Consider the following 26,143-nt stretch of genomic DNA (forward strand, 5'->3'; position numbering starts at 1 on the left):
CACATAGTGCTTGCACACTAAAATAATGTTTCACTAGTTTCAAATCGTAGCGAAAAATTGTTTTGACCAACTATTGACATAATGGTACACGCCTAATAAAATCTAGTATATCTATCGGAATAATACAATATAAAGCATGAGAGGTAAAGGGGTATACGAATGTGACTGGACATACCATACAATCCCAGCTCCTTCAACGGCTCGGGGACACGTATTCGAAGATGCTGCAGCATCCCTCGTATCGCTACTTGCTCTTGCTCACAGGAGCGCCGGTGAACCTGGCCGTCTATTTCGCCTTTCTGCGCAGCAAGAGGAAGGGGAAACCGAACGAGATGCTGTATAAGCTCGAGCAGGAATGGATCGCGGCCGGCTATCGGGAACGACTGCTGATGGAAACGAAGGAGCAGCTTGAGCGCAAGCATCGGTTTTTCGGTCAACCCGTTGAATGGTCAAAGCTGAATCGGGAAGCGGAAAGACTCACAGAGGTCAAATGGAGAGAGAAGCTGCACAATCACGCGAATGATCGGCAGGAAGACCGAATCACCTATGCGGATACGTTCGCAGAGCTGATTAAGCATCCGCTTTTTCTGGTGCTTTCGCTGCTCCCGGGGTGCTGCATGTATCTGCTAATGCTCCTGTTTGCCAATCCTTATCTCAAATACATCGGGGAGCGGCTGATCATGACGATCTTCGTCATCCTCGGCGTCGCCTTTCTGGTATTTACTATTCTTTATTTATCACCTATGAATCCGGCAGCCAACATCATCGGCGAAACGGCAACACCGGAGCAGATAGCAGCATTCAACAAGCTCTATGGATTGGATCAGCCTTATCTCGTACAGCTGTGGGATATGTTTCGGGATATCGTGACCTTTGACCTCGGAAAATCGTTTGCAGGAAACGAGGATGTCACGGCATCCATCGCCAAGAAATTTCCGGTGACGCTGACGCTGGCGGTCATCTCCACAGTCGTCGCCGTACTGATCGCACTGCCGATCGGGCTGATCTCAGCCACTCGGCCTCATTCCTTCTGGGATTACACCTTCATGCTGCTGGCTCTGATCGGCTTGTCGATCCCGAATTTTTGGCAGGGCTTGATATTGATCCTGAATTTCTCGATCAAGCTGCAGTGGCTGCCCGCCACCTATAATCCGCAGAATGCTCTCACGATGATCCTGCCTGTAGTCGTTCTGGGTACAGGCCTAATGGCGACGGTCGCCAGAATGACGCGTTCTTCTACGCTGGAAGTGATCAACGAGGATTATATTACGACAGCCCGTGCCAAAGGTTTATCGCGCTCGCAAATCTTATGGAAGCATGCTGTGGGTAATGCACTGATTCCGATTATTACGGTAATCGGCTTGCAGTTCGGTGCCATGCTCGGAGGGGCGGCGGTAACGGAGAAGGTTTTCAATATTAACGGAATTGGAAGCTACATCGTGGACAAGCAGTTCATTCCCGATATTCCCAGCATTATGGGCGGGGTTGTGTACACCGCCATCACCATCTCCATCGTTAACGTGATCATCGACATTTTGTATGCCTTTATCGATCCAAGAATTCGCTCGCGAATGAAACAATACTAGCAGGTGATGCATGTGACCCAATCCATTACGCTTTCCAGACAGGATCAACACTTTCGATTCAAAACCAGCATCGACTATTCGCAGGCGGGATTTGCCGCAGCCGCTACTCTGGCGCTCTCGCTAGTGCTGCTGCTAAGCAGCTTCACCTGGCAGGATCTGACGATCAAGCCCGCTGTATTCATCGCGTTCCTGACTTATTCAGCCTTCGGTCTGCTGCAGCTGGGTGTCCTGATGCAGATCCGCCGGGATTTGATCCGTCACGGAGCAATAAACCAAAAGACCCGGCGTTTAGGCTATGTACTGCTCCTTAGCCTACTGACCGCTAATATATTCATGGTCAGTGCCGCATTGCAGTTGGTGAAGAAGAAAAAGAGCCCTGCATATACCCTTGCCGTTTATTCATTACTAACGACGGTGTTTGTTTTCGCCGTATCCTCTTTGAATGTTTTTAAGCCGTATGTTTCGAACGGATTTCTTCCCGGCATGACAGCCCTGCTTGTGGCAGGGGTCATCCAGCAGATTTCCCTTCTTGGGATAGCACGGTTTTACGACGATGAGCGCCCCTTGCCTCAATGGTTATACGGGGTCGCCGCTTTGCTGCTGATCACCTCGGTTACGGGGAATGTATTTGCATTGGCGCTAAGTATTTTGCTTATTTCCAAACTCCGGAATCGGGAAGGACTGGCCGGCGCGAAGCTGCAGGAAACGATGGATCGGCTTTCTCGCAGCGCCACCTCCATGCTGGGACTGTTCTTTATCGGTTTTCTGCTCTCGATATCCCTGTGCAGCTATTTCACATTCGATTATGGTATGGCCATAGATAACAATTACGGAGCCATCCTGCAGCCGCCAAGCATGGTCTACCCGCTCGGCACGGACAACTTCGGCCGCTGCCTGTTCTCGCGAATTGTCTTCGGCGCCCGCATCTCGCTCTTTGTGGGAATCGTATCCACTCTAATTCCGGTGGTGATCGGAGGCGCATTAGGAACCCTATCCGGCTATTACGGACGAAGTACGGATAATCTGATTATGCGGGCCCTTGATATTCTTTACGCCATACCGGGGATTTTGCTGGCCATTGCGATTATCGCCGCCTTCGGCGCCAATACGTTCAATCTGATTCTGGCGCTGAGCATAGGGGCTATTCCGACCTATGCACGCACGATGAGAGCGAATGTCCTGCTCGTCTCGACGCTGGAATATGTGCAGGCGGCACGCGCCTTCGGCGCAGGGGATGTTCAAATTTTACTAAAGCATATCGTGCCGAACTCGCTGGCTCCCATGATCGTCAAGTCCACGCTGACCTTAGGCGCCGCCGTCATCTCGACCAGCAGCCTGAGCTACCTCGGACTAGGGGTCGAGCCGCACATTCCGGAGTGGGGCAACATTCTGAAGGTAGGAAGCGCCTATCTCGAAACCCATGCTTATACGGCAATTTATCCCGGCCTTGCGATCATCGCTCTCGTACTCTCCTTCAACTTTCTGGGAGACGGCTTGCGGGATGCGCTGGATCCGAAGCTGGACTAGCTGTAACTTACAGAATCCTCATTCAAATTCCATAGCCTCTACGTTTCGTAACATGCAGGAATGAGGAATGAATGTGCGTTCATAGATACTACTGCTATATTGGGAGGAAAGAAATCCATGATGATCAAAAGCAAACTCGCCATTCCTTTAGTCCTCGGCGCCTCGCTGCTGTTGAACGGCTGCAATCTGACAACCAAAGACGAATCTACGGCGAAGCCGGCTGGAACGGAAGCCGTCTCCAGCACCCCTGTCGATATTGAGCTGCTGGGCATGAGCTCGAACGAGACGGATCTTAACATCGTTCGCGACCAGCTGACGAAGAACGGCTTCAACGTCAAGCTCAATCTGCAGCCTGACTACGGCACGTTCAAAGCGCAGCAGGACGCAGGCAACTTCGACATTTCCTTATCGAGCTGGACTACGGTAACGGGCAATCCGGACTATGCCGTACGTTCCCTCTTCAAAACAGGCGGTGACTACAGCATCCTGGCCGATGCCGAAATCGATAAGCTGATCGATCAGGCTTCCACACAGACGCAAGAGCAATTCACAGAAACGTACAAGAAATTCGAGCAGCAGCTGGTCTTTGACAAGGCCTATATTGCTCCACTATATAGTTCGCTCAAGGCGCAAGCCTTTAATCAAGACTTATTGAAGAAGGAATCCGTAAGGCTGTCCAAGTCGCGCTCCCTTCCTTGGGAAGAGCTGGATTTCAAGGACGTGTCCAAACGCGCCAAGGAACCGATCATTCTGCAGTCCACATCTCCTTCGTTAACGTCGCTTGACCCGATCAAGGGCAATGACGGCTCGATCAATATCATCAACACAAACCAGTACGTACGCCTGCTTAACCTGACGGACGACGATAAGCTGACAGCCGAAGGCTCCTTATCGTATAACTTCGCTATTGCCGAGGGCAACTCGGACTACTACTTCGTCCTTAGGGACGATATCCACTTCGCCCAGATTAAGGACAAGCTGGCTGCAGACTCCGGTGAGCGCGTCGGTGCGGAGGATGTCATTTTCTCGCTGAACCGGGCCAAGAATAAGGATTCCGTTCCGAATCACCGCACCTTCACCTTGCATGAGCATATCCAGAAGGTGGAGCTGGTGACGGACCCTGCCGTTCTTGAATCGGCGAAGCTGTCGGGCAGCTCCGATACCGTAAAGTCCAGTTTGGATAAAGGACTTGCATCCAAAATCTCCACCCTCGTGGCCGACAAGTCGCAGGCTAGCAACAAGGATGGAAAATATCAGGTCGTCAAGCTGACGACAACGAAGCCGTTCCCGCAAGTGTTGAACTACTTGGCCCACCAGTCCGCAGGGATTGTGTCCAAAAAGCAAGTAGAAAGCATCAACACCTATGATGTAGCCAAATATGATGTAAACAAGGACATTGCTTACGGCGACCAGTCGGCGGTGACGGAAGGGCCGAAATATAACAACACCCTGTTCACCAGCGGTCCCTACATTCTCGCGTATAAAAATGATTATGAGGCCGTTTTCTATAAAAACCCCGGCTACATGCCTGGCACAAAGTATGAGCCGAAGGCAAACTCCATCAAGGTTCGATTCATTAAGGACGCCGAAAGCTCGCTCTCCGCACTACGCAGCGGTGAAATTCACCTGTTCTACGGGGTATCGGAAACGAAATTCGATGTGGTTAAGGCAGACAGCAAGCTTTCCCTGCAATCCATACCGAGCAACGCCGTCTCGTACCTGCTCTTCAATACCAAAAACCGCGATATCGCCAAGAGCGCCGATTTGAGAAAAGCGGTTCTGTATTCCATCAATCAGGATGAGTTCCTCGCCTACTATAAAAATAACAAGTTCAAAGCAGTATCGACCTTAAGTCCGATCGTGAAAACGGGATTGGAGGTCAAAGCAGACCCGGCCAAAGCGAAGGAATTCCTCGCCAAATATAAATCTGGCAAGTAATGAAGAAAGACTGCCCCGTTGTCCTGAACAGGATCGGGGCAGTCATTTTCAATCCATGCAGCGTTAGGAGTGAAAAGATATGATTGCTCACAATAAGGAAGCCGTTACATTGTCCCAATGGGATGCTCTCCTGCTGGAATCACTCAGGAATTTTGGGTGGTCGGAGGATGAGCTGCTACGCCGGGTGCGCGCAGGCGAGCTCCCCGCGGATGATAGCCAGTTCCAGTTTGATTACTCTCGCTTAACGGAGCTGGCAGGCAGCCATCCGTCCGATTTCGAGCAGGCCGTGCGTCAAGGCTACCGGATCAAATACAATACGCTGCGAGGCATCGCCAGCTGGATACGGCTCGCCTTGGGTCAAGAGCCTCAGCTGCTGCTGGAGCCTGGGCGCGAATCGGTTATCTGTACGCTCCATGCGGAGGAACACGCTCGTCTTGCTTCAGTCCTCTCTTACGGATGGGTCGTTCGCAAAGACAGCTCTGCCTCACCTGAGGAGAAGACGGTTTATTTGATCGAACCTCTCGTACGAGGCTGATTCAGATAAGAATTTTCAGTACATCCATATCGAATCGTTTCTACTTCGTTTTCTGTGATACGATTTCCGCGATCCGCTACAGCATCAATTCCTCGTAACAATGCCAAAGGCTGCCGCACATTCCTCTCCCTCCTTCTACAAGATTCCACTCCTGGCAGGTGTCTTCTGTCCTGCACATTCTCATAGAAACCTCATACGATAGTGGAGAGCTTATAGTACAACCCCTAGGCTGAAGGGAGAGGATTGTGTTGGATTCGCGCTGTAACGTGCATTCCGGGGGCAAGACGGCGATTGATGTATTCATTCCCGCTATTGACAAGGATTTGCCGACATTGCCATATGTTATCGATGCCGTCCGCAAATATGTCAGGCATCCTATAGGCAAGATTCATATTGTAGCCCCGAAGAGTAAGCGAATTCGCGCTCTTTGTGCCAAAAAAGGGTGTAAGTTCGTTCACGAGCATAGGGTGCTGCCCATCCGAAAGAGCCACATTCATTATCGATCCCGGACATGGGATCGCTCCGGCTGGCTTTACCAACAGCTGCTGAAATTAAGCGGAGATACGATTTGCAAACGCGACTTCCTTGTAGTCGATGCAGATACCGTTTTTATTCGTCCGCACCGATTCCGCATTGGAGGTAAGGCGGTATTTTATTGCCGGGATTGGAGCCAGCCTGAGTATTTCACCACCTACCAAAAATTACTAGGCCGTAAGAAAGCAGCTCCACGCTCCTTCGTAACGCACTATATGCTGTTTGAAAGAGAGAAACTGCGGGAGTTGAAAAGGAAAATCGAGAGTCGCCACGGCATGGTCTGGTACATGGCAATTATCCAAAGCATCAATCGAAGGAAGCAATTCGGCTTTTCCGAGTTTGAAACCTATGGAAACTATGTTTACGAGAAGAACCCTTCTCAATGCGTTCTAAAGTCTGCACAAAATAAGTCCCTTTCTACAAGCGCAGCGGGACTCTCCGATAAACGGAGGAAGCGTTTGGCCGCAACCTATCGGTCCTTATCTTTTCATCAGCGCAAAATCTATCGGCGAGCCTCCAAATCGCCCAGTACCTAAGGGGGGCTGAAGTTTGCACATCATACTATTGTCGGGGGGCTCAGGCAAACGGCTATGGCCCCTCTCCCATGGCACTCGCACCAAAGTATTTTTAAAGCTGCTCACTTCGCCGGACGGCGGCAAGGAATCGATGATTCAGCGGGTCGTTCGTCAACTGGGGGATGCTGATTTATTGAAATCCGCCTTGGTCGTCTCTCACCATACCCAGACCGAAATCACCCGCAATCACATCGGCGATCGTATACCTATCATCAGTGAGCGCCACAGACGCGGGACCTTCCCTGCCGTTGCTCTTGCCACGACCTACTTCTATTCTAAGCTCCACGCCGATGAGAAGGATATCGTCTGCTTTCTACCGGCAGATCAATACGTGGAATCAAGCTTTTTCGACATGATCAAACGCCTGCCCGACATTCTGGATCGCTCAGGCGCGGAGCTGTCCTTGATCGGTACGGCCCCCACCCATCCTTCCAGCCAATTTGGGTATATTGTCCCGGCGCCTGAGAGCGAAACCGATTATCATAGAATCGAACGTTTTGTGGAGAAGCCGGATGAACAACTGGCGAAGCAGCTGATTGCGCAGAAGGCAATGTGGAATTGCGGAGTCTATGCGTTCCGACTTGGCTTCTTACTTACGATTCTGAAGAAGGCAAACCTGCCGGTACTTTTTGATCATTTGCTTGAGCACATGCCACAGTCATCGGAGCTCAGCTTCGATCGGGAAGTTGCGGAACGCACAACGAACTCCATTATGGTTCCCTACCCTGGGACTTGGTTGGATCTGGGCAGCTGGGACAGCCTGTCGGCTCGGCTCGGCAGTCCGGTGACGGGCACGGGCACCGTTTCGGGTCAGGCCATCGATACCCATCTGGTCAATGAACTCGATATCCCGATTCATGTGATTGGCGGACACCGCCTGATTGTTGCTGCCGGACCCGATGGCATTCTCGTGGCCAATAAGCAGGACAGCCATCAGATTAAAGAAATTCTCACGGATGCGGAGAATCATTCTCAAATCATGTATGAGGAGAAGCGGTGGGGAACAAAGAAACTGCTCGACTATACGGCAGCCGGCCAGACCGAGTGCAGAACCTCAAGGGTCCGGATTGCGGCCGGAAAGCACACGAGCTATCACCTTCACCAAAGCACCGCTGAAAAGCTGCTTGTGCTGGAGGGAGACGGCGAAATCATCAAGGATGGAGCTCTCATTCCGGTATCTGCCGGCCAGCTGCTCGAATTCCCTCCCGGCTGCAGGCATGGACTAAGGGCAACTACTTCCCTCACTTATCTTGAAATTCATATCGGACCGCACAACGTCAGTAACGATCACATCCGATTGGATATGGATTGGCCGGGGGAAGCGGTTCATTCGCCGAATGACTAAGAAGATACGACTTTTTAGAGAAGGGGAAATGGAGTTGAAACAAGAGCGCAGGGGACGAACCCTAACAAGCAAATGGATCAAAACGAAGGCGCTGTTGAAAAACAAAGAGATGCGAAACTATATACCCGAGACGCGCCTGTATAGTCGTTCTTCGCTGCGGACGATGATCAAGAAGCACAACATGGTCTATGTCAAACCGATTAACGGCACCGCCGGAAATGGCGTGATTCAAGCATCCAAAATGGCAAACCGCAGATTCTCGGGCTATCGTTATCAGTTGGGCACAATGAAACGAGCCTTCCGCAGCTTCGACAAATTTTATACTTCAATGAATCGAAATAAATTAAAGAGGCCGTATCTCGTTCAGCAAGGTATCCACCTCCTCACCTTCAATGGGCTTCGCTTCGATGTACGTGTTATGGTTCAGCGCACAGCCAAGCTTGACTGGAGAACAACAGGATATGTCGGCAGAGTCAGCCATCCGAAGAAAATTGTGACCAATTATCACAGCCAAGGTAAACCGCTCCCCCTGGAACAGCTGCTGGCCCCGTATTTGAAAGGGAAGCAAAAGCAACAATACTTGGCTCAGCTTCAGCGGCTCGGGGTTCGTATCGCCAAGCAGCTGCAGAGGACTTATCCGAACTTCCGGGAAATCGGCGTTGATATTGCATTGGATTCGAATTTGCATCCGTGGGTGCTTGAGGTGAATACCGCTCCGGATGTGCACATTTTTAATGCTATTAGGGATAAACGTATGTTTCGCACCGTGCTTCGTTATTCGAAGGCCAACGGCAGATATACAAAAGTAAAGGGATAGTTTAAAAAGGGGGCAGCTGCGCTACGACTGCTCCCTTTTTTATTATTTATGTTATATTATATACCATTAAATTAACAATAAATAACGACTTCTTCATACTTTTCAAAAAATCTATTTATATTTATGTTATGTTTATTGACACACAAGCCTTTAAATGATAACTTTATGTTAGTTTTAATTACATAAAAACGAACTAGGAGGACTTTCATGAAAAAAATCAGAAGAACCATCGTAGGTGCCTTACTCGCGGCCGCTGTTGCTTTAACCCCAGTAATTCCATCATCAGTTAGCACAGGGTTAGCTATTGCCGAAACTCCCAAGAAGCTGCCGCATGTAGCCATCGTCGGCATGGGCGGCACCATCACAAGCACCGCCATCGGTCGTGAAATGTTCCAGTCCTACGGAACGGAGAAGGTTTCGATTTCCGACATCCTCTCCAGACTGAAGCCGGAAATTTCGAAGGTTGCGGACGTAACCGTTCATGAGGTATACAATATCAGTTCTTCTGCCACAACTACGAAGCACTTATATGATATGAGTCTTGCGATCGACGAACAATTAGCGAAGGAAGACGTTGACGCCGTCGTCGTGAACGCCGGTACGAATATTATGGAAGAGCTTGCCTATTTCGCCGACCTGACGGTTCAAAGCGATAAGCCTGTTGTCTTTACAGGCTCCATGAGACAATCAAATACATTCTCGTTCGACGGCGAAGCCAACCTCTTTAACGCCATCCGATTGGCGGCAAGCGGTGAAACAGCTTGCTACGGAAGTGTACTCATGCTTAATGATGAATTTTTCGCGGCAAGGGAAGTTACCAAGACCGATGCTCTTCGCCTGGATACCTTCGACGGCGGTCGGTACGGGGCATTAGGAACGGTGGATGAGGATCGCATTCGCAGCGTGAGAGCGCCGGGCCGGGTGAAGGCCTGCGGACAGGATTCCTGGAAAACGCCGTTTGATCTGAAGAAAGTGAAGCCGGAGGATATCGCGAAGGTAGAAATTGTCTACAGCTATGCGGAAGCTAGCGGGCTTCCGATCACGGCACTCGCCGATGCGGGTGTGAAAGGAATCGTTACAGCAGGTCATGGGGCCGGCGGCATCTCTACGGAGCAGCAGACTGCCCGCAAGGAAGCCATTGACAAAGGTGTCCTGTTCGTCAGCACGACCCGTGCGGGCTCCGGCGCCGTATATGACACGAATACGCCCGGCATTATCGGCGGAGCCGATTTGCTCCCGCAAAAAGCAAGAATCCTGCTGCAAATGGGGTTAACCTTCTCCGACGATCAGGAGCAAATTCGCCAATGGTTCGCATCCATAGGGCTGCCTGAGTTCAACATGTCGGACTACAAATAAGAATTGAAAATTAACTAAGAAGCTCAATACCACTAAGGGTTGAGCTTCTTTTTTTAGCCTATACTCCCGGGCCCCTTATGATCCCCTCCTCCTTACTCTACTTCTTCTTGGCCTCCTCTATTCGCTTCTCAGCCAGCTCGGATGCTTCTCGCAGTGCGGTATTGATATCCTTCGTTCCCTTCTCGACATTCGTGAACGCCTTGTTATACTCACTTGAGACGATGGAATCGTATTTATGCATAGCGCCCTTTGGTGCCGGTTTCGACTCCAGGACAGGACTTACATTTTTCCCTTTGAACACCGGCATGGCTTCCCCAAAGTGCTTATTAAGCTCCTTGTTATTGGAGGAGGTCAGGAACCCGTGCTTTACAAGCTCCAGCTGCGGCTGCTCCGAGAGCAGATACAGGATGACCTGAAATGCGGCTTCCCTGTTCTTGCTGCTGCTAGTGACGTGAAGGTTGTGCGAATCGACGGCCTGCGACACACCGGGAGCTTCCTTGAAGCTCGGGATTTGTACCATGTCCCAGTTGAACGTCTCCCCCTTGGCCTCCAATTCGGCGATCCAGGACGGAACATCCGCGTACATCGGCCACATCGCGAGGTTTTTGTCCTTCAGGAACGCATCCTTCGGGGCCTTCCTTTCCTGATTGCCCGGAATGCTGTACAAGCTAAGCAGCAATTCGTATGAACGCTTGAAGCCCTCATTCTGCAGCAGCGCCGGTTTTTCGGTCTGGGCATCCACATAGCTGAGGGACAGCTGTCCGGTGAAGCTGTTCAGTGAATGGTCCAGACCGCGATAGCTGACGCCGTTATCCGTTCGAGTCAGCCGCTTCGAGAGGTCGATCACTTCCTCCCAGGTCATACCGTCCTTCGGGTAAGGCTCGCCGAACTTATCGAACAGGTCTTTGTTATAATACAAGGCGGACCAGTTGACCCAGAACGGCAATCCGACGATTTGCCCCTTTTCTCCCAGTTGACGTATCGTATCCATGGCCGGCTGATTCAGCTTGCTCAAATCGACGTTGTACTTCTTAATCAAGTCGCTCATATCGGATAAGAGCCCGAGCTCCTTGTAAGAGTTCAGTCTGGGCGGACTGTTATATAAGATATCCGGGAAGCTGCCTGTTACCACGAGTTCATCCGGATTCGTCCCTTTTCCTCTTCGGACAAGGTCCAGCTTCACGTTAGGAAACTTTCGGGTTACCGGATCGATAACAAATTTCTTATACCACTCGTCGGGCAGGCTGATGTCGACATACATAGAGAGGTTCGCCGTCAAGGTAGTATCAAATGGCTCTGTCGCCTCTTTCGGAGGGACCACCACCTGTTCGTTGATTTCCTTCCCTCCTGAGCAGCCTGCTGCGAGCGCCAGCACTAATGTTGAAGAAACCGCCAGTCTAAGCCTTCCTCCCCAAGCCTTCGCTATGTCCATAGCCTACGCCTCCTAAGGTTTGATTACTCCTTGATACCTGTAATGGTTACGGTTTCCCCCGCCTTAAGCTTCAATTCGTAGTAGCCCTTCCCCCAAACAGACGGCGCTTCCGTGATGTCTTGGCCGTCCGCCTCGTAACGATCCATCCATTCCGGAAGCTTCAACGTGATGGCTGTATCCCTGCTTGCGCTAAGGCAGGCTCTCAGCATGCCTTCCGCCCGGTCCCAAGCGACGGTTGCCGTACCTGTGCAGAAACGCAAGCCCGCATACTCGCCTCTCACCCATTTGTCCGGCACGGCCGGGAGCAGCTTCACAAGCGTCGGGGACACGTACAGAAGCATCTCCTGCACTGCGCTGATCACGCCCATTGCGGCATCTAGCTGAATGGGAGCCTCATTCATATTCATACAAATTCCCATGTTTCTCCAATCGTTATGCAGCGTAAACAAATTGCTCAACAGGCAAGATCGAGCCAGGATATCTAAACACTCCAACGCACGGTTTCCATCCCCCAGGCGGGCATAAATATTGGACATGGTAGCAAGCGACCAGCCGCTCTGGGCCCCTATGAGCCTTCGCTTGACAGCCGTTTCGAATGCTTCGAACAAGTCCGGCTCTGTCTCTCTATTACATTCCTGACCAGGGAACACCGGATAAATGTGCGATAAGTGCCGGTGCTCATAGCGGTCATCGAAATCCGGATGCATCCACTCGCGAATGGCCCCATCCTCATTGACCTGATAGGCCGGGATCCGCTGCAGCATAGCCTTCCACTTGGGAATTTCCTCAAGATATAGACCCGCTTCCCGGCCCCCTTCAATGAGGTGTGTCAGCAGCTCCTTCAGAATTGCCAGGTCCATCGTTGCGTTAATGGTCGTAGGCATCGGGTGAGCAAGAGGCCTCCCGTCCGTCGGCATAAAGTTAAGCGGCGTATTCTCGGGCGATACGGAAGGGTAGTACAAGATAGAGCCGTCCTCATCCAGATGTATGAAATCCTCATAGAACAGCGCTACCTCCTTCATAAAGGGCAGCACCTTCCCTACCAAAAATTCGCGATCCCGGGTATACAAATAATAATCGTAATAATGCCGGGCAAGCCAGCCAGCCGCCCCCGTCCAGTTCATGATGACAGGTACGATCTGGTTAGGAACGCCGATTCCGGGCGTCGTTCCCGCGGGAATATAGATACCCCGACACCCGTACAGCTTGCGGGCATTATCCCGGAAATCGTCCATCATGCCTTCATAATAGCGCACGAGAGCAGGCATCAACTCCTCCAGCCCGCCAACCAGCGCATGCCAATACATCATCTGAACATTCTGGTTCGCCATATTATGGCACCAGACCAAGCGGTAATCCCCGGGCCAGAGTCCATACATGCCGAAAGGCTGCCCTTCCGGCGCCGTGCCGGAAATAAACAAGTATCGCCCGTAAGCCCACATTTTCTCAATCAAGCTGACTGGCGCTTCCCCATCATACGCTTGAAGCAGGAGCTCTTCATTGAAGCTGTGATCCTGATCGCCGAATAAATTCAAGGAAACCGAGTGAAACATTCTTTGGTGCTCCTTGACGTGGTCATCAAGCAATTGCTCGTAGGTTTTCCCGATCCGAGACAGCTCCTCGTACAGCCGGGGCCATTCGGAGCTGCGGTCGCTTTGAACAAACACCTTCGCCAGCGCCATAACCCGGTTAGATTCCGCAAATTGCAGCCTATCCCCTTCCTGCCTGATCGTCCCTCCATCCGATACGAGCCGAAGTACGATACCAAAATCTTTGCCTTCATCGCTGGTGGCCGCATAGTACAAATACGAGCCTTCCGCCTTCACCTCTACCGTACTCTCCAGCTCCTTGTATTTATCGGAGGTAGTGGAACCGTCCGTTCTATGAAGCCTTAACAGGAACTCGCCTTCTACCGCGGTGTCTGCACTGCTGATTTCATATACGACCATCTGATCGGTGCGTGAAACAAACAGCTTTCGCTCAAACGCAGCACCCCCGTCCTGCCATGCAACTTGAACCTCCCCTGTCTCCATATCGACGCTTCTTCGATAATTGCGGAACGCTTGCGTGCAGGGCATGTTGAGCGAGATATCCCCCAGCGGCAGCTTGGATGCCAGTCGCGTAGCATAGCCCGTTTCCTTCACGGCATTGGTTAAGTTCCAGCTGGCATCGAAGTACTTTCCTTCCGACATCAGCTTACGCGTTTCCTCCAAGGTATGACTCACGTCAGGTAAGGCATCCTTTCGTCCCCAATGCCACAGATCCTTATGATTAAGAAGGATGGTCTCCTCCCTTATGGCACCATAAACGGAAGCACCGATAGTGCCGTTTCCGGAAGGCAGCGCTTCTCTCCACATGTTTTTCCACCAGGATGCGGGATATTTTAAGAAAAGCTTGTTTTTGAAGGCATTGGTTTCCATCATCGGCATTTTGTCACTCCCTGATCGTCTACTCTCTTCCATACTAAAGGGAGAATCTGCCGTTGTCTTTGTGGAAAACGCTTTCCTTTTGTCTTATTTTCCGGTACGATTTAGTAAAAATGGACTTTGATCTGTTTGGGCGAGGAGGTGCTCGCTTGACGAGAATCCCGGTGTATCGGCTGAAGGTTGACTATCTTACCCGCTATTCCGATTTCAATCCGCTCTTATTGTTTGCGCAAAAATACGAGTTCACCCCACAGGAGCAATGCCCCCTAAGGGTGTGTTATGCCAATGCGATTATTCTCGTGGAGCAGGGTCGTGGCTCGATTCTCCTTGGCGATGCCGAGCATGCGCTTCAGCCGGGCTCCCTGGTGTATATTGCGGCCGGAATGCCCCATCAGTGGGTTTCCGATCAGGAGGATCTGATGATCCACCGCTGCGCCTATTTCGATTGGGCCTATGTCGAGCGGCCGGACTTTCATTACCAAAGGGATTATTTTCGAGGAATGAATCGGCCTTTCGTGAAGGAATGGGCAAGCAGCCTGCCGGGAATGCAGCTGCATGAGGTGATGCGGATCAGCCATCTCGCTATGTGGCTGTCCTATTTCAATGCGTTTACACAGCCCCCGTCCTTGTTAGGCGTGCGGAGTCCGGTCGAGTCGTTGCAATACAATGCCGCCTTCCAAACGTTCCTGCATCAATACCTGACGATAGCCGTGCGAAGCGAGGCCTGGTGTGATCCGCGGATTGCCCAGCTGCTTAGCCGAATCGATAACAGCCCTTTGGAGGAAGCAGAGACGGAGCTGTACCGCTGGGCCAAGGAATTGGGTCTGGGGAAAAGCCGCTTTCATGAGCTGTTCAAAAAAGAGACCGGACTTACGCCGTACGAGTATATTCAGAGGCGACGGGTGTATCAAGCGGCGGATGAGCTTTGCGCCACGAACTTGACGGTCACAGAGATCGCCCGCAAGTACAGCTACTCCTCGATCCATTATTTTTCCAAAGCGTTCCATAAGGTCATGGGCGTCTCACCTACTCAGTACAGGATGAAGCATCAATGAATATCCGTCACTTTTCAATGGAAACTGATCAGTTGAGTTTGTAAAATAAATTCATGAAATACGAGAAACGTTCGGGAGGCGAGATCATGAAACGGCTTACACTGAATGTCCAGCAATCCTGGTGGTCGATGGGAGGTCTTGGCTCGAAGGGAAAGGAATGGTCAACGGAGGAACGGTTTGAAAAAATGGCCGAGGCCGGTTATTCCGGTATAGCAGCACGACTGCCCGCCCCGCAGGAGAGGAAGAGCTGGCAGCGACTGCTGGAGAAATACCGCTTTAGCTTCGGAGTCATGACACAGCCCCGTTCGACTGAGGAGATTGTGGATACGCTGCATGCAGCCGCCGACTTTGGCCCCGTCTCCTATGTCAACGCACAGGTCATGGATGCCTTCCTCATCGGTGACGAAGCGATTCGCCTACTCGAGGAAATCCTGGAGGCATCCGAGCGCGCCCGCATTCCGGTGTACATTGAAACCCACCGAGGCACCGTAACACAGGACCTGCAGCGGACCGTCGATTATTGCAGCGCCCTACGGCGTCTGCCGCTCACTATCGATCTATCCCATTATGTCGTCGCAGGTGAGCTGAACGGCACCTCCGAACGTGCCGAGGCTTATTTCGATCAGCTGCTAGGGCACACAGCCTGCATTCATGCGAGGGTATCCGATGGCGAGAAGGTTCAAGTGGATGTTGGTCCGGACGGCGACCATCCGATGGTGAAGCACTTTCAGCGATGGTGGCGAAAGGCGATGACGCATTGGGCAGATCAGGCAAAGCCCGGTGATGCGCTCCCCTTCGTAACCGAGCTGGGGCCGCCCGGCGGCTATGCCATTACACGCCGGGATGAAGCCGGAAACGTCGTTGAGATCTCGGACCGCTGGCAGCAGGCTCAGCTGTTCAAGCGTATGGCGGAAGCGCTGTGGGCCGAAGTCACAGCAGACATGAAATAACGTCAGCCTGGGAGGTGAGGCGTTTTGAACTATCAGCTTATAGATGCCCGCAACAGTGGAAAAGCCCATTGCGAGGTGGGCTGGAATTGGCGGCCGGCCCCGCTCCCCGATTATGATTTATGGTGTGTGCTTGGCGGATCAGGGACGATGAAGCTGAACGGACAAACATACCCGATCCGTAAAGGAGCCTGCTTTCTCGTGCATCCCGGCGATACGCCGATAGCCGAGCAGAACCCGGACGACCGCTTAACCGTCATTTATATTCACTTCACCCTGCAGTATGACTCCGTACCTTCCTGCGACGTGGCGCTTCTGCCTGAGCGTGTCGTATATCTGCAGGAAACCTATGAGCTGGAACGCCTTCTTCATCAGGTGCTGGACACGCGGTTCAAACAGGATGATTGGACGATGCAGGAATTCGACTGCCTGATGAAGCAGCTTCTCATCAAGCTGTACCGAGGACGCCGCCATAACTCGGAGGATATGAACGCCACCCTGTCAAGAAAGCAGCGGCAGGCCGTCATTCAGGTTATGCGGCGCATTCAGGAGGACGGCTGGAAAGGCAGGCCCTATGAGGAGTTAGCGGCTCAGGTCGGCTTGACGCCAAGCTATCTGGCAAAGCTCTTCAAGCGCCATGCCGGCATGTCAATGAAGGAATATATGACACAAGCGCGCTTGGAGCGGGCTAGACATCTGCTCTCGGAGACAACGATGAATGTGTCGCAGGTGTCCGACGCGCTGGGATACTCCTCCATTTTCCTATTCAGCAAGCAGTTCAAAAAGCAATTCGGTCAGCCTCCCTCGGCCTTCCAGCACGAAGGGATACAGGCGAAGCCGCACTAGTTGAAATTTGCCTCCACCTTATCCGGTTAAGTACAAATCATGACGGGCTCGCTCCATGTTCCGTTCCCCTTGTTGGAGGTATGATGAATGCAGAAGTAAGTTACTACCACCATCCGTAGGGGGGCTACTTATGGAAGCGAACCAGAAAACCTTATACGCCTACCAGAATGAGGAGGAACTTCAGCTTGCCCATTCGATTGCTGAAAGCTTATACCGTTATGACCAGGTGGAGAACGACCGAATTCCGACACTGCACGATTTGACAGAGGAGCATGTGAAGCAGTTTTGGACACGGGGATATCTCGTGGTGGAGCAGGCGCTGTCCGCCGAGGAGGTGAATCACTCTGCCGAAGCGATCATGGACATTCTCTCCGGTACGTCCACAGGCTCCAAGATCCAATTCGTCAAGCCTCGCAGCGAGCTGAAGACGCCCGAGGAGATCGAGCTGGCCGCCCGCAAAATTAGCGAGTTTGTCGATCACGAGCCGCGGCTTCGGGCGGTTGCCTATCAGCCGGATGTACTGGAGGCGCTGCGCAAGCTGTTCGGCGAAGAGGCTATCGTGGCACAGGATCAAGCGATTCTGAAGCCGCCTACCGGAGGAGCCGAGAAGCCATGGCATCAAGATATGGCCTACGGACCCCTTGCTTACGACAAAGCCGTCATCGGCATGTGGTTCGCACTGGATCCGGCTGAGCTCGATAATGGCTGCATGCACGTGATTCCGTACTCGCACCGCGAGGGCGGAGCGCCGCATTACGCCGTTCGCGACTGGCAGCTATGTGATCGGGCCGTACAGGTGGAGCATGATATTGCCGTCCCGCTTAAGCCGGGCGGCGTGCTTATCTTTCATGGCCTCCTTCACCACGGGACACCGCCGAATTTCTCGGCCAAACGCCGCCGCTCGGTACAGATTCATTACGCCCCGCAATCGGCAAACAAGCTCAGTCCTAAGGAGTATAAGCGTATGTTCACGAATGAGTTGACAAACGCGGAGTGCTAACGAAAGTGCAGCTCGCAGCAAAAAGCAGCCTGCCTAAGCAGACTGCTTTTTTGCGTTGCGAAGCTTATAGAACAATAGGCCCCAAGCTATTGGGGCTTCGAGGCTGCCGCGGCCGCCTTGGCGGGACGCCATAGCTGCTCGAGCAGGATGGAAAGCATCATGCTGACTAACAATCCGTTGCCGAGAATCGGCTGCAGCACCGGCGGCAGCACCCGAAACATCGGCGGCGGCAGGAACAGGACGGCCGCTCCCATCGAAAGCGTAATGCCAAGAATCGACATTCGCCGTTGATCCAGGGACTGCCTTAGCACAGTGGACAGGCCTATACCGAACATCTGAGCGAAGGTCGATAGCAGCGCAGCGTACGCCACCGGACCGGGAAGCTGGGATAAGACCGATGCTATCGCCGGGAAGATGGCGATGACGCACAGGCTTACACAAGCGATAAGGAACGGGCGCAGCCGTGTCTGACCCGTCATCCTGACGAAGCCTGCGGACACGGACAAAGGCACGGTCCCCACCGTGGAGAGCAGAGCGGAAAGCACTGTATTGCCTCCGGCCCACAACCCGCCCCGGCTCAGGCTTCGGGAGTCCTCCGCGCCTTTGCGATCAGGCAGTGCCTGATTCATCGCTTCGTAGCTGGCCACGAGATTGGACAGCAGCACCAGCGCAACCAGTACGGAGGACAGGGAGGTTCCCGCGTTAAAGCTTGGCATCCCCCATACCAATACCTCCGGCAGACGGAGAATTCCTTGCAGCGGCAGCGGTTCTCTGATCCAACCGGAAAGGGCAAATACGAGCCAGCCCGTTACGATGCCGATGAGCACGGCATAGCTTTTCCACCAGCCTTTGCCCCATAGCGACAAGGATAGGACTAGAACGAAAATGCAAAGCCCGGTTATGGCCGGTCCTGCTTGCAGCCCGGAGCCGTCGTCGGATAGACCGAGCGTCCCCTTCAGGAAGACTCCGCTAAGCTGGAGCGACAGCAGCATGAGGAACGAGCCTGTGACCAGCGGCGTAAACAGAAACATGATGCGCCGGAACAGGCCAAGCGCACTTAGCGCAATGAGCAGAATGCCGGCCAGCAGCATGCTTCCCTCCAAGCTGCGCAGCGTTTCAAACGCATCCGTCCCCTGGGAACGAGCCAATCCCCCCAGGATGACAAACACTCCAAGCCAAATCCCCGCAGGTCCGTCTGCGAGGGGCAGCCGGTGGCCCAGCCAGCCCTGAAGCAAGGAAGCCAAACCGACCACGAAAAAGGTGCGCTGCATTAAGCCGGCTACCTCATCTGGTGTAAACCCGTATAGATCCCCTATGACTATGGGCAGCGCGAGTGCATTGGCCAGCAGGAAAACAAGCCATTGAAGAGAGGCCAGCGAATCTTCGGCTAGCGATGTGGTTTTCATGCTAATGATCTCCTATACATTTGTAGATATAGCTTACCATAAATCAATTACTTGTATTTAGCAAGTGATCGCCTTTTCGCGTGGACTCTCGTTTTACGCTGTAATATACTTATGCTACCATTCCTTAAGGAAACGAGTTGAGCCATGCCATGACCAAAGCCATTCTCATTGGCTTGTTGATAGTCATTCTTCATACCGGCTGTATGGGAGGTAATCTTCCCGATTCTAGTCCCCTTCCCGTGAGGGAAGTCAAGGAAAGGCCGGAACCTTCTGCACCGGCAGAGCGCACAGAGAACAACAAAGCGGTTCCCCTTAAGCCGCTGGGTGCGGCAGGTGAGGTCGCTTCTTATTATAACCGTCATCTGGTCATTTCAGAAGGACGGGTATACGGCTGGACCGGGGACAATAAGCCTGAGCTCCTGCTGGAGGATGCAGTACAAGTAGGCGTCGGAGATACGACAAGTTATGCCCTTTCCAGGGACGGCCGCCTGCTCGCTTGGTCGGAAGATCCCAAAGCCGCAGCTGCCATAGCCGGAAGCATAGTCAGCTTCGCGGCAGGACGCACAGGGGTGTTTGCCATAGATCAAGACGGTACGTTGTTCCGATGGGAGTCACCGGATCAGTCTGCCAAGAAAATAGCCGATAATGTTGCTTATTCAAGTATTGGTGACGGCACCGATTACTATATTACGCAGCAGGGAGAGTTGTATGCATTCGGACGTAACCACAGAGGGCAATACGGCAACGGCGGCTTGATAGAAAGCGATGAGTTCATCCAAGTGGCAAGCGACGTTGTTCAGGTGAAAGGCCACACGGGGCACGCGATTGTTCTGAAGCGCAATGGAGACGTTCAAGGGTCCGGCGGAAACCTCTACGGGCCGCTAAGCACTCACGGTTTAGGCGACAAGGCGGTGACCTGGGGCACCCTCTTCCAAGGCGCCTCGCTTATCGCAACCGGCTCTTCCCACACGGTAGCCGTGAAAGAGGATCGAACGCTGTGGATCTGGGGGGGCAAGGAAGGCACTACGCCGCGTCACGTACTGGACGACGTAGTTGCTGCGGCAGCGGGGGTGGATGTTACGATCGCCAAGAAGCAAGACGGAAGCGTCTACTTCTGGCGAACGGGTGAGGTTCCGGTCAAGCTGTTGTGACGCAAAAAAATGTAGATAGCCATTAATCATATCGGAGGGATTATGTTCAAATTTCAAACGGTCTTGAGGAAGCCACCTAAGCTCATGGAATTAGAATATGGAGCGAACGTGCCCGAATATCAAGATTTTTTCATTGATATTAACGATGCGGAGAAAATGAAAGCTCTTGTGGAACAAGGCGGCGTGGATCCAATGTATGCGCCAATGAAAATCATGATTGAATATGGTGGAGCATCTATAGTTGACTATAATAAACCATCTGCCGGCGGCGGCGGTCTATGGCTCGATTATTTGAGATGTATAGAGCAATTCATTGAAAATCAAAAAGCAAGTACTCCATATGGGATTGACTATTTTTCAATGAGCATGGAATCGATAAATTGCAGTGAAGTCAAATTTACTGTGTGTCTGGATCCTACGAATGAAGAGGTCATTTCCATCATACTCCCCAAAAAAGCGTTTATTCTTGCATTGCTCAAGGAATTAAAGAAGATTTGGCATATTTTTGACCTTCACCATGTCTTTAGCAGATTGCCCGACAAGACATTCAGGGATGAGACCATTCGCCGCATCGAACGATGTAAATCGCATTTTACCCGTGTAGAAGCATACGAAAAGCGATTTGTGCGAAAATACAACAATTGACCACCCCTTGTCCTGTTTGCCGATAAATTTGTGCGGATGTACAACAATGTTCCACTTTTCCAGCTAATGCTCCCATTTACTCCTTCGAATTGCTGCGCCATCGCACAAATCTTACAATAACGCTGCTTTTCCATGGCTTTTTGTGCCGATTAGCACAAATCCGTGGTCGGCAACGGCCCGGCATCGACAAGTCCGACATTGATCGCTTCCCATAGATATAAAGACGCTATGCTCCGATAAGGCTTCCATTTCTCTCCCTTGAGCTCCAATAGTTCAGGGCCGGACGGCGTCTCCTCCTCGTACAGCCATCGCGCCGCGCGACGCAAGCCGGCATCTCCCAGGGAAAGCACATCCTCTCGCCCCAGATAAAAGATCAAGAACATTTCGGCCGTCCAGCGTCCGACGCCTTTCACCTTCGTCAGCAAAGCAAGGACTTCCTCATTGCTGCATCCATGCAGTGAATCAAGATCAAGCTCCTGAAGCCGGATCAGCTCGGCCAAACCTTTGATGTAGCGGATTTTGGGGCCGGAGACTCCGGCAGCACGCAGTGCTTCTTCCGAAACGGAGAGCATGTGATCTACCGTGAAGTCACCGCACTGCTCCCTCACTCGCCGACAGATGGTATCTGCGGCTTTGACCGAGAGCTGCTGTGAGATGAGCGATTGAGCCAAATAAGCAAACGCGTCCCTCTTCGCAGATATCTTAATGGTTCCGATTTGCTGCGCCAACTCGGCGAACCTTCGATCGGCTCGACATAATGCCTGTACCCGCGGCTCCTCAGGACGTAATTGAAATACAACACTCATCGGCTGCCCCTCCGCATCAATAGTGGTAAACCTAGCCACTAACACCATTTTAAACCATGTCTTCGTGGGATTGAAGCAATCAGCTGCCGCCGCGTGTAATAAACTGCCCGATTCGGTCATTCAAGATCTCAGGGAACTTCGTCGGAATACGATGGTCGGCATGCTTCACGTAAAACAACTCACTCTTAGGCAATCGCTGATGCAGCATGCGGGCATAAGGATGAAAATGCTTGTCCTTCTCGCCGTAAACAAGCAGTACAGGGTGCTCGATAGCCTGAAGCCGGGAGGTACAGCTATAAGTGAGACTTGACCGGTAATATTGCTCCACGTTCCCGGGATTGCCTTTCTTAGCGTCGTTATATAGCTTCCATAGGAAAGAAAGACGATTCGTCTGGCTCCAGGCATCGGCCAGTGCGATCGCACCGACGGCACCCATTTTAGAGAAGAAAATCGCCCTGAGAATTCGGTTCCTCAGCCACTTATCGCTGACTTCCGGCATGCCGCTGACCACAATTCCTCCCTGCGCCCGCTCCGGGTAAGTCAAAAGAAACTCCAGCACTAACGAGCCTCCCGTTGAGTAGCCGCATAAGAAGCATTTTTCAATACCGAGCCGATCCATCAACCGCTTGATATCTTCAACGACCAAAGGATACGTTAGGGGCTCTGCGGAGGGATCGCTCTGTCCGTGACCCCTAATGTCAATTGCAATGGTGCGGTAATGCGATGACAGTCCTTCCAACTGGTACGTGAAGGTTAGGCCGGTAAGGACCGGGGGATGGATGAAGATGATGGCCGTGGCCGTGGCCGTGGCCGTGCCCTTGCCCCGTTCTTCATAATGCATTGCAAAGCCAACCATATTCATGGTACTCAATACCCTAGTCACTCTCCATGTGGAATTCATTGCTAGGAAGTAGTGTACCCATAAATTACAAAGATTCACGGTATTTGCCCGGTGTCGTTCCTTCGTACTTTTTAAATACGCGAATGAATCCGATATCGTTCGCGTAACCGACCTTATTCGCAATTTGTGTAAAGGTCAGCCTCTTGTCCTGCATCAGCTTCTTAGCCTGATCAATTCGCACTCTAGTTAAGTAATCCATAAGGTTCATCCCCGTCTGCTTCTTGAAGAACGTGGACAAATAGGGCGGCGTTAGCCCAAAATGCTCGGCGATTGTTGTCAGGCTGAGCATTTCGTCGTCATAATGCTGCTCGATGTAGCGGGTTATCCGTTCGGCCTGCTGACGGCCGTGACTGCTGCGGTTCGCGTTGACATAATGACACAGCGCGAGAAACCAATCGCGAATTTTGACTTGCATCTCCCCGACCGTCGGACAAACGGACAACTCCTTAAGCGGGTCGAAGCCTTCGCCGAACACCTCGCGGTACAACGGATCCATCGGGTTCATGATTTTCCACAAGGTGCTGACCATGTTAGTAAACAGGCTTCTACCAAGCTCAGGCGTAATCCGCCGCTGATTGAAATGCGCATGAAACAAATTGCCGATAAGCTTGTCGACACCCGCCACATCGCCGCTTTTGCTAGAGTTGATCAGCTGGATTTCTGTCTCGATCGGGTAATAGTAATGACGGTCCGCATCCGCGATTTCTCTGTAACAAATGATGGAGCTGTGGCCTCTATATATTTTATAATCCAGCGCGCTAAGCGCTTCAAAATACGATTGCCCTATCCGGTCCATCCCCTTATGCACTTCGCCGATCGCAAGGGTAATATACGTTTGGAACCGTTCCTCGATTACCTGCTTGAGCCGGCCGGCGATGGTATCCAGCTCCAGCTCCAACTCCGCTTCCGCGAACCGTTCTTGGGAAAAGTTAACCAGCAAGGCTACTCGGTGCTGATCGAGTTCTACCGAATACCCCCATTCCCGTTCTCGAATCAAATCATTACCGATATTGGAAATAATGAATCGAATCAATGCCCACTGCCGTTCCGATTGATCGGTGCTGAACCTGCTGAAATCGGCAATGTCAATCAGAATCACGGCAAACCAATCGGAAATCAGTCGAATATCCATAAATTGCAGCGATTCTTCGGTCATTCGGGTAACGTCCACATGGCCTCGAACGAAGCGCGACAGGAAGCTTGCCTGGATGACCGGTGTCTGGCGGGACAATATATTCCGAAGTTCCCGTTCTTCATCCATGGTCATTTGAATCGTTTCCCGGATAAACTCGTATTCGTTGGAAGGCTGCTTCTTGCGAGGCGGCTTTTCCTTTTGCAGCACACGCACCAATCCGTACAAAGGGGCATAATTGCGATGCATCCAGAAGCTGATCGCCGCTCCGCCGCCGATCAGGCAAATCAGGAGCAGGGGGATCATCCAATTTTTCAGCGTATAGACCCGTTCCAGGTACACATGCTCGGGCATAACGAGAACATACTTCCAGCCGTTTTGTTCCGATTCCGTATACGACAGCATCCTATCGGCATCTTGATCCTCGTACACGTAGGGTACGCCTCTCGTCTGAAGCTCATGCCGGATTTGCTCCCAGGGGAGCGATTCGTTGTTTTTCCCGACGATCAGGCGGTCTTGGCGGTCAAGGATGAAAACCGAGCTTTGAGAGGCTGCTTCAATCTTAGACAGCATGCTGCGAATTTGATCCACGTCAAGCAGTATGACGAGCGCTCCCCGAATCTCGGTCTGCTCCCCGAGCGGCAGCGTCTGAACGTACGTAATGGTATCCAGCTTGCCGTTCGGCGTTTCATAAGCGGCTGCATAATAATCGCGATAGCGGGGACCGTCTAACAGCTTGCTGCGCCACTCAGCAAAGCTGATGCCCTCCGGTTTATATAGACTTTGATACAGCATTTCCGCCGTTGTCTTGGCTGTGGGCAGCAAAACCGTATCGCTGTCTTTAAGATAAACATAATAACCATTGATGATACCGCTTGCATTTTGATAACGCATCATATGCTCCGACACGAATTCCACGAATTTATAGGCATCCGTCGATTCGGAAGTGTCTACGTTATTCATAAGCAGCTGCAGCCGCGGATTGAAAGAGATTTGTTGAGACATCCTCTCAACATCCTTGAGTCTGGAATCCATTACTTGGCGAAGCTGCTCCAGCATGGCGACATTCGCCCGGTTTGCATTATCCGTCATAATGGAGACGGTCTTCGTATAAAGAATAGATCCAAGGGTTAGAGGAAGCAGGAAAACGGCCAGATAGGACAATAAGAGGGTCATGAAGACGCTTCCGCGAAGCTTGGTTTTGATCCGCACCATGAGATACCTCTCTCTCCAATCAATCTTACTTATCTATATTCGAAAAATGCCGCCTTTTTCCTGCCCCCTTCGTTTACTCAGTAAGCTATTCCTTGAGCGCCCCGATCATGACCCCCTTCACAAAATACTTTTGCAGAAAAGGATAAAGCACCAGGATCGGAACGGTTGCTACCATAATCGTCGCGTATTTAATCGCTTCACCGATCGGCATCTTATCCGCGCCGGAAGCGTCGGTCATCATGCTGTCCGTGCTGTTGGTGATAAGAATTTCCCTTAAAATGAGCTGCAGCGGGTACAACTCGCGGTCGCGCAAATAAATCATCGCATTGAACCATGCATTCCAATGGCCTACAGCGTAGAACAGAACCATAACGGCCATGACAGGAAGCGATAAGGGAAGAATAATTCGCCACATCACGGTCCATTCGCTCGCACCGTCCATTTTGGCCGATTCCTCCAAACTGACCGGCACCGCCTGAAACGAAGTGCGCATGATGATTAAATTCCAGGTATTGATGGCTCCCGGAATGATCATGGCCCATGGCGTATCGACAAGCCCCAAGCCATCTACCAGAAGGTAGGTGGGAATGAGCCCGCCCTGAAAGAACATCGTAACGACGATCATAAACATAACCGCATTTTTAAAAAATACATTTCTCCTTGAAAGGAAATATGCTCCAAGAGAAGTCATGAACAGATTAAAGAGTGTCCCGACGATGACATAAAATATCGTGTTGCTATAACCGTTTAGGATGTTCGGGTTGGCAAAGACGGCCTTATATGCGTCCAGACTAAACCCATAGGGCTTCCATAACAAGCCGCGGTGCTGCGATAGCAAACCCGGGTCGCTGAAGGAGGAGAAGGTGACATACAAAAACGGATATAACGTCAAGAAACAAAGCACAAGCATGAAGACGACGTTCAGCACATCAAACATTTTCTCGCCGAAAGTCAACCGGTTCATCCTG

At 51.8% G+C, this 26,143-nt stretch carries 21 protein-coding genes; 14 read left to right on the plus strand and 7 right to left on the minus strand.

What is annotated here, in order from left to right; genetic code table 11:
• Positions 1 to 221: 221 nt before the first annotated feature.
• The 8 genes from QMO62_RS29520 (at position 222) to QMO62_RS29555 (ending at position 10,213) form a co-directional block, all read left to right on the plus strand.
• Positions 222 to 1,586 (plus strand): ABC transporter permease, encoded by a 1,365-nt coding sequence (locus tag QMO62_RS29520; protein WP_284646726.1) that lies wholly within the window; start codon positions 222 to 224, stop codon positions 1,584 to 1,586.
• A 6-nt stretch (positions 1,587 to 1,592) separates the two neighbouring features.
• Positions 1,593 to 3,113 (plus strand): ABC transporter permease, encoded by a 1,521-nt coding sequence (locus tag QMO62_RS29525; protein WP_284646061.1) that lies wholly within the window; start codon positions 1,593 to 1,595, stop codon positions 3,111 to 3,113.
• Between the two features lie 120 nt (positions 3,114 to 3,233).
• Positions 3,234 to 5,051, plus strand: a complete 1,818-nt coding sequence (locus QMO62_RS29530) for an ABC transporter substrate-binding protein (RefSeq protein WP_284646727.1) — start codon at positions 3,234 to 3,236, stop codon at positions 5,049 to 5,051.
• Between the two features lie 79 nt (positions 5,052 to 5,130).
• Complete coding sequence (locus QMO62_RS29535) at positions 5,131 to 5,586, plus strand: hypothetical protein (protein WP_284646062.1); 456 nt, start codon at positions 5,131 to 5,133, stop codon at positions 5,584 to 5,586.
• Positions 5,587 to 5,834: 248 nt separating this feature from the next.
• Positions 5,835 to 6,656, plus strand: a complete 822-nt coding sequence (locus QMO62_RS29540) for a DUF6492 family protein (RefSeq protein WP_284646063.1) — start codon at positions 5,835 to 5,837, stop codon at positions 6,654 to 6,656.
• A gap of 13 nt (positions 6,657 to 6,669) precedes the next feature.
• Complete coding sequence (locus tag QMO62_RS29545) at positions 6,670 to 8,040, plus strand: sugar phosphate nucleotidyltransferase (protein ID WP_284646064.1); 1,371 nt, start codon at positions 6,670 to 6,672, stop codon at positions 8,038 to 8,040.
• Positions 8,033 to 8,857, plus strand: a complete 825-nt coding sequence (locus QMO62_RS29550) for a YheC/YheD family protein (protein ID WP_284646065.1) — start codon at positions 8,033 to 8,035, stop codon at positions 8,855 to 8,857. The genes QMO62_RS29545 and QMO62_RS29550 overlap by 8 nt, the downstream gene beginning before the upstream one ends.
• 207 nt (positions 8,858 to 9,064) lie before the next feature.
• Positions 9,065 to 10,213 (plus strand): asparaginase, encoded by a 1,149-nt coding sequence (locus QMO62_RS29555; protein WP_284646066.1) that lies wholly within the window; start codon positions 9,065 to 9,067, stop codon positions 10,211 to 10,213.
• Positions 10,214 to 10,310: 97 nt separating this feature from the next.
• Here QMO62_RS29555 and QMO62_RS29560 read toward each other — a convergent pair whose 3' ends face one another.
• Both QMO62_RS29560 and QMO62_RS29565 read right to left on the minus strand, forming a co-directional pair.
• Positions 10,311 to 11,645: an ABC transporter substrate-binding protein gene (locus QMO62_RS29560; protein ID WP_284646067.1), complete on the minus strand. Its 1,335-nt coding sequence runs from the start codon at positions 11,643 to 11,645 to the stop codon at positions 10,311 to 10,313.
• Positions 11,646 to 11,668: 23 nt separating this feature from the next.
• Complete coding sequence (locus QMO62_RS29565) at positions 11,669 to 14,074, minus strand: glycosyl hydrolase family 95 catalytic domain-containing protein (protein ID WP_348651739.1); 2,406 nt, start codon at positions 14,072 to 14,074, stop codon at positions 11,669 to 11,671.
• A 146-nt stretch (positions 14,075 to 14,220) separates the two neighbouring features.
• Between QMO62_RS29565 and QMO62_RS29570 the strand changes: the two genes are divergently transcribed.
• From QMO62_RS29570 to QMO62_RS29585, 4 genes are all read left to right on the plus strand, one after another.
• Positions 14,221 to 15,126, plus strand: a complete 906-nt coding sequence (locus tag QMO62_RS29570; protein ID WP_284646068.1) for an AraC family transcriptional regulator — start codon at positions 14,221 to 14,223, stop codon at positions 15,124 to 15,126.
• A gap of 53 nt (positions 15,127 to 15,179) precedes the next feature.
• Positions 15,180 to 16,076: a sugar phosphate isomerase/epimerase family protein gene (locus tag QMO62_RS29575; RefSeq protein ID WP_284646069.1), complete on the plus strand. Its 897-nt coding sequence runs from the start codon at positions 15,180 to 15,182 to the stop codon at positions 16,074 to 16,076.
• Between the two features lie 24 nt (positions 16,077 to 16,100).
• Positions 16,101 to 16,919 (plus strand): AraC family transcriptional regulator, encoded by an 819-nt coding sequence (locus tag QMO62_RS29580; RefSeq protein WP_284646070.1) that lies wholly within the window; start codon positions 16,101 to 16,103, stop codon positions 16,917 to 16,919.
• A gap of 130 nt (positions 16,920 to 17,049) precedes the next feature.
• On the plus strand, positions 17,050 to 17,919 hold the full coding sequence (locus QMO62_RS29585; protein ID WP_284646071.1) for a phytanoyl-CoA dioxygenase family protein: 870 nt from the start codon (positions 17,050 to 17,052) through the stop codon (positions 17,917 to 17,919).
• Positions 17,920 to 18,005: 86 nt separating this feature from the next.
• Here QMO62_RS29585 and QMO62_RS29590 read toward each other — a convergent pair whose 3' ends face one another.
• Positions 18,006 to 19,325, minus strand: coding sequence for a purine/pyrimidine permease (locus tag QMO62_RS29590; RefSeq protein ID WP_284646072.1), 1,320 nt, complete (start codon positions 19,323 to 19,325; stop codon positions 18,006 to 18,008).
• A gap of 149 nt (positions 19,326 to 19,474) precedes the next feature.
• On the opposite strand from QMO62_RS29590, the gene QMO62_RS29595 reads away from it, so the two are divergent.
• Both QMO62_RS29595 and QMO62_RS29600 read left to right on the plus strand, forming a co-directional pair.
• Entirely contained in the window at positions 19,475 to 20,476 is a 1,002-nt protein-coding gene (locus tag QMO62_RS29595; RefSeq protein WP_284646073.1) for an RCC1 domain-containing protein, read from the plus strand.
• 84 nt (positions 20,477 to 20,560) lie between these two features.
• A complete protein-coding gene (locus QMO62_RS29600) occupies positions 20,561 to 21,121 on the plus strand; it encodes a hypothetical protein (RefSeq protein ID WP_284646074.1) in 561 nt (186 codons plus the stop codon).
• Between the two features lie 149 nt (positions 21,122 to 21,270).
• On the opposite strand, the gene QMO62_RS29605 is transcribed toward QMO62_RS29600, so the two are convergent.
• From QMO62_RS29605 to QMO62_RS29620, 4 genes are all read right to left on the minus strand, one after another.
• Positions 21,271 to 21,927 (minus strand): DNA-3-methyladenine glycosylase family protein, encoded by a 657-nt coding sequence (locus tag QMO62_RS29605; RefSeq protein WP_284646075.1) that lies wholly within the window; start codon positions 21,925 to 21,927, stop codon positions 21,271 to 21,273.
• Positions 21,928 to 22,006: 79 nt separating this feature from the next.
• Positions 22,007 to 22,798, minus strand: a complete 792-nt coding sequence (locus tag QMO62_RS29610; protein ID WP_372516746.1) for an alpha/beta fold hydrolase — start codon at positions 22,796 to 22,798, stop codon at positions 22,007 to 22,009.
• Between the two features lie 55 nt (positions 22,799 to 22,853).
• Positions 22,854 to 25,175, minus strand: a complete 2,322-nt coding sequence (locus QMO62_RS29615) for a helix-turn-helix domain-containing protein (protein WP_284646076.1) — start codon at positions 25,173 to 25,175, stop codon at positions 22,854 to 22,856.
• A gap of 85 nt (positions 25,176 to 25,260) precedes the next feature.
• A complete protein-coding gene (locus QMO62_RS29620) occupies positions 25,261 to 26,139 on the minus strand; it encodes a carbohydrate ABC transporter permease (protein ID WP_284646077.1) in 879 nt (292 codons plus the stop codon).
• Between the last annotated feature and the right edge of the window lie 4 nt (positions 26,140 to 26,143).

It is taken from the genome of Paenibacillus silviterrae, assembly GCF_030167925.1.
Classification (GTDB): Bacteria; Bacillota; Bacilli; order Paenibacillales; family NBRC-103111; genus Paenibacillus_G; species Paenibacillus_G silviterrae.